Below are 859 nucleotides of genomic sequence, written 5' to 3'. Positions count from 1 at the left end.
TTTTCCGTCTTTGGACAAACTTGGGTTTCCTACCTGATAATCCTTGTTGTTAAACGGAAGCGCCTGTACGTTGCCCCATTTTCCGTCTACTTTAGTAGCTTTGAACAAACCTACTTTTCCGTATTTGATTTTCTTTTCCTTGTCTTTGTCGAAGATTTTATCACGGAACGTTTCACTGGCAAAGTACATGGTATTCCCGTCTGCGCTTATCGCAGCCGGTCCGTCATGCCATTTACTGTTTACCCCTTCCGCTTCGGTGGGCTTGCTGAAAGTACCGTCTTCATTTCTTGTCGCCTTGTACAAATCCAGATATGGCTCGTCGTTCCATCCGTAGCTTTTCTTGGCCGTATTTCTGGCCGAAGCAAAGTACAGGGTATTGTCGTTGCCAAGCACCGCTCCGAAATCCGATTTCTCGCTGTTGATGTCCATGTTTTTGGAATCGAACATTTTCTGCTGATCGGTAAGTCTCGGGATGTAGTTCGGCTCTTTTCTGAAAGCAACCGCTCTTTGATCGCTTGGTGCCATAGAGGCAAACTTCTCCATCTGTTTGTTCGATGCCTCGTACTGACCGTTGGCTTTCAGCATCTGGGCATAGCGGTAATAGATTTCGGCATCCTGTTTCTCCTCAGTAGCCTTGGCATACCATTTTGCGGCTTCAGTTGTATTGAAGACGTTGTAGTAGCTCTCGGCCAATTGGCGGTAAACGTAATTGTCGGCTTTGTTGTTGCTGACTAATTTTAAATATTCCTCGGCCGCATCGATATACTCGTAACGATTATACAGTTTGTCTGCTGCCTGGGTGTGTTTGTTTTGTGCTGATAAGGTCAAACCAGCGAACACAAAACTCAGAGTGATATAG

General features: G+C 45.6%; 1 pseudogene. It reads right to left on the bottom strand.

The features are described from left to right. A pseudogene (locus tag FLJC2902T_RS15500) lies at positions 1-859 on the bottom strand (PD40 domain-containing protein); the annotation flags it as partial.

Source organism: Flavobacterium limnosediminis JC2902 (assembly GCF_000498535.1).
Classification (GTDB): Bacteria; Bacteroidota; Bacteroidia; order Flavobacteriales; family Flavobacteriaceae; genus Flavobacterium; species Flavobacterium limnosediminis.
This window is presented reverse-complemented; position numbering and strand designations above follow the sequence as displayed.